The following is a 3120-nucleotide window of genomic DNA, read 5'->3' as shown; positions in this document are numbered from 1 at the left end:
AGGAACACGCGTTGGAGTGGCCGCCGGCAGGTGCCGTGGCTGAGCAGCGTCCAGAGCAGGTAAGTTGGTGGGCCAGGACAACGTCGAGATCCTGGTTGTCCTCCAACCCATCTCCGTCGACACAGCGAGCCCGGATGAGGTTGGCATGCTGGTGATCGCCAACGGGTTGCTCGTGGCCGTGCTAGTGCGCCTCGACGCGCCCGAGCATGAGCGACGCGGGGCTTGGTACATGGAGGTCAGGCTCGGGCGTCTCGCGAAGGTACGCGCTCCCGTGTTCGATACATTGGAGGATGCGACGCGGTGGGTGCGGCAGCGCCTCAAGAACTGATCGCGATGACGAAGGCGATGAGTATGCTGATCCGCAAGCTGCCGTGCTGCAGGCCAGCCGCAGGCCCCTTCCTGAGCCGGGCGACCACGCACGAAAACCCGGTGAGACTGTCCGGTTTCGGTCTTGGTATCTTATAGGGGCTGTTCGGGTGGGCTCACGGGGTGGGCATATCCGGTGAAGCACAACGATGTGGGATGATCAGCGCGACCATGCCGGCCGGACCTTCGACCCTCGCAGACCTGCGCAAGGCGGGCATCATCACCAGCCAAGAGGTTGTCGCGGCGATCGACCTCTACCTGCGGGAACCGGCGGCCGGCCCCTACCGGTTCGCCAGCGGGCACAGCATCGACATCGCAGCTCTGGTGAAGGCGACGCCTGCTTTCGGAGCAGTGGACCGGTCAGGGCCGCAGGAGAAGGCGTTCCGGACTGTTCTGGCGGCGGCCGTCATGTCAGCTTATCCGAATAGGCCCTGATCCCCGCCTGCTCCAATCTGCTCATGGGGCGGAGGGGCGTCTTATCTGCTGACTTTCAATCAGTTGAGCTTAGTGCCCCGCGGCCGCTTCGGTGCCGGTGGGTCGCTCTGCAACGAAGCAGCGATCTGGCGGCCAAGCTCGTGCAAAAGAGCGTCGACCAACAAGCGAAGCCGGGAAGAGTCGGCAACATCCAGCGTGCGGATCAGTTCGCAGGCTTCGATCGCTCGATCAGCAATACGCTCTAGGATAGTCCCCGGCGACTCGTAGGCTGTGAGGAAGTGTGCCGGGCCATCGATCTGACCGTCAGTTCGGCTGTCGGTGATGTCGATGACGATCCCGTGCCCGCGCATTCGGCCATTTGCGCCTTGTTGAAAATGACCACGCGCCAACACCCAGCGGACGATACCGGGTGCGGGTAAGATGCGGTGCTCCCACACGAACAGGCCGCCTTCTTCGCGCACCTGACGCCGGGCGCCCGGATCCGCTCGCAGGTCCTCCGGGTGGAAGCGCGTGCTGAGATCCGCCCACGGCACGCCCTCCGCAGCCTCGTCCTCGGATAGACCGTACATCGCGGCCATGACTGCATCGCCACGTATGCGGTCAGCGAAAACGTCTTCCTCCCATATACCAATATTGAGCGTCGTCAGAGGCAGGGAGGCGGGGGATAGAGCGTTCTGTGATGACCGACGCGGCATGAGTGACGTATGCCTTTCACGACCCAGGAAGGCTGCGTTTTCACAACTTTTCATAGCATCGAAATCGGTGTACTCAACTGGAGATCGCGAACATAACGTGACACAAGGTCAGGATGGGCGAGCGCGACAGAGAGAACGGTCGAGGCCTTCGCCTCTCATCCGTCGATCACACCGCTGCACCTCGTGAGCGCGAGCGCGCGCTACGGACCTTGAAACGTATCGCACACGCTCTGGGCCGGCCTATCGAAGATTTTTTCAATCCTGACACTGACAGCGATAAAACTATAAGCGATGCGGACGAAGAACAACGAAAGTAGTCTGCTAACTCAGACGCGCCTGTACTCTGACAAGCTATTTACACCTCCGCCTTATAGTACGATCTCAGCTAGTCTTGCGCGTCGCGGAGCATAAATTACATCTTTACACCAATAGAGCCGAGGCGGTGATAGACGCCATCCTCAATTGGGGTACCGATGTTCTGGTGAACGCCAACTCCGTCGAGCTGCATGACTTTGAGACCTTCAGGCCAGTTGATCAGATTGCCGATCGTCTCGCGAACCGCGAGCAAGCGACGGGCCAGTTGCAATAGCTCGTCGCCGCCTGCTCCCGACCCAACCCGGTCGCCAGGACCGCCGTCAGCGCTTCGAGAAAGCGGCCGTTCATCGGTAGATCAGAAACTTTGGCTTGGGGCGGGAAGCCGTCGATCGCGCTCGCGATGTCTTCAATCTGCGCAAGGGCAGTGAGCAACGATCCGCTCTGCAATTTGATCTGCCGTGAGGGGCGGTTCTGGGTGATCCAGCCTGAGCGCGGCGTGGGGCATTTCGGGGCATTCGGCCTCGGCCAGATCCTGCACGAGGCCAAGGCCACCGCGTGCCGTGATCGCACGCATGCCCTCAGCCCCGTCGCTATTGCCGCCGCTGAGCACGATCCCGATGACGCGCTTGCCGTAAGCCTCGGCGGCTGAAACGAACAACGGATCGGCGGCTGGGCGGGTGAAGTGCACCTTGATCCCGTGATCGAGAAGGATCGCACCGAAGCCCAATCGCATGTGGTAGTCGGGTGGTGCGACGTAGATGTGGCCGTGCTCGATGCCCTCCCCGTGCCGCCCGAAGGTGGCCGGAAGACTGCCGCGCCGACTAAGGATGTCGGGGAGGACGCTCGGGTTCGCCCCGATGTGCTGCACGACGAACACGGAGGCGCGGAAGTTGGGCGGCAAAGCCTCGACGATCCGCTTGAGCGGTTTGAGGCCACCAGCAGAGCTGGCGATGACGATGATAGCGCCCATCTGCTTGCTACAATCGACCGGGGCAAGCGCGGTTCAGTCGCGCCTGGCCGAATGTCCGAGCGACGCGGCAGCTTCGGCCGCCTTCCGCTCCGGCGCCTTATCGATGACGATGAGCACAGAGGCGGTCAGTATGCTCTTGCCAGCTTCGTCGCGAACCTCAGCCCGGTACTGAGCAGCCGGCCGTCCCTTATGCTCGGCCCCGAGCATGTCGGCCAAAGTCTTGCGGACAACCTCCCGCACAGCGGCCTCGTCCGGCAACTCGTAGCCGACGTCATCTATGACGACAATGCTGTCGAAGGTGTCGATGAAGAAACGGGGCATCAGGCCCTCCGCGTCGCA

6 protein-coding genes are annotated in these 3120 nt (G+C 62.1%); 3 read left to right on the top strand and 3 right to left on the bottom strand.

The genetic code is table 11. From position 1 onward, the window contains the following. Window positions 1-67 precede the first annotated feature (67 nt). Window positions 68-328: a hypothetical protein gene (locus MKK75_RS02445; protein WP_244000795.1), complete on the top strand. Its 261-nt coding sequence runs from the start codon at window positions 68-70 to the stop codon at window positions 326-328. 194 nt (window positions 329-522) lie between these two features. Then, window positions 523-801, top strand: coding sequence for a hypothetical protein (locus tag MKK75_RS02440; RefSeq protein ID WP_244041042.1), 279 nt, complete (start codon window positions 523-525; stop codon window positions 799-801). A 59-nt stretch (window positions 802-860) separates the two neighbouring features. On the opposite strand, the gene MKK75_RS02435 is transcribed toward MKK75_RS02440, so the two are convergent. Beyond that, window positions 861-1379 carry a PAS domain-containing protein gene (locus tag MKK75_RS02435; RefSeq protein ID WP_244041041.1) on the bottom strand — a complete coding sequence of 173 codons (519 nt, stop codon included), beginning with the start codon at window positions 1377-1379 and terminating at the stop codon, window positions 861-863. A 460-nt stretch (window positions 1380-1839) separates the two neighbouring features. Between MKK75_RS02435 and MKK75_RS02430 the strand changes: the two genes are divergently transcribed. Continuing rightward, complete coding sequence (locus MKK75_RS02430) at window positions 1840-2085, top strand: HU family DNA-binding protein (RefSeq protein ID WP_409567508.1); 246 nt, start codon at window positions 1840-1842, stop codon at window positions 2083-2085. 132 nt (window positions 2086-2217) lie between these two features. Here the strand turns inward: MKK75_RS02430 and MKK75_RS02425 are convergent, their stop codons facing one another. Beyond that, window positions 2218-2781 (bottom strand): chemotaxis protein CheB, encoded by a 564-nt coding sequence (locus MKK75_RS02425; protein WP_244041039.1) that lies wholly within the window; start codon window positions 2779-2781, stop codon window positions 2218-2220. A gap of 33 nt (window positions 2782-2814) precedes the next feature. After that, on the bottom strand, window positions 2815-3102 hold the full coding sequence (locus MKK75_RS02420; protein WP_244041038.1) for a DUF6894 family protein: 288 nt from the start codon (window positions 3100-3102) through the stop codon (window positions 2815-2817). Window positions 3103-3120 lie beyond the last annotated feature (18 nt).

It is taken from the genome of Methylobacterium sp. J-030 (assembly GCF_022829545.1).
GTDB lineage: Bacteria > Pseudomonadota > Alphaproteobacteria > Rhizobiales > Beijerinckiaceae > Methylobacterium.
This window is presented reverse-complemented; position numbering and strand designations above follow the sequence as displayed.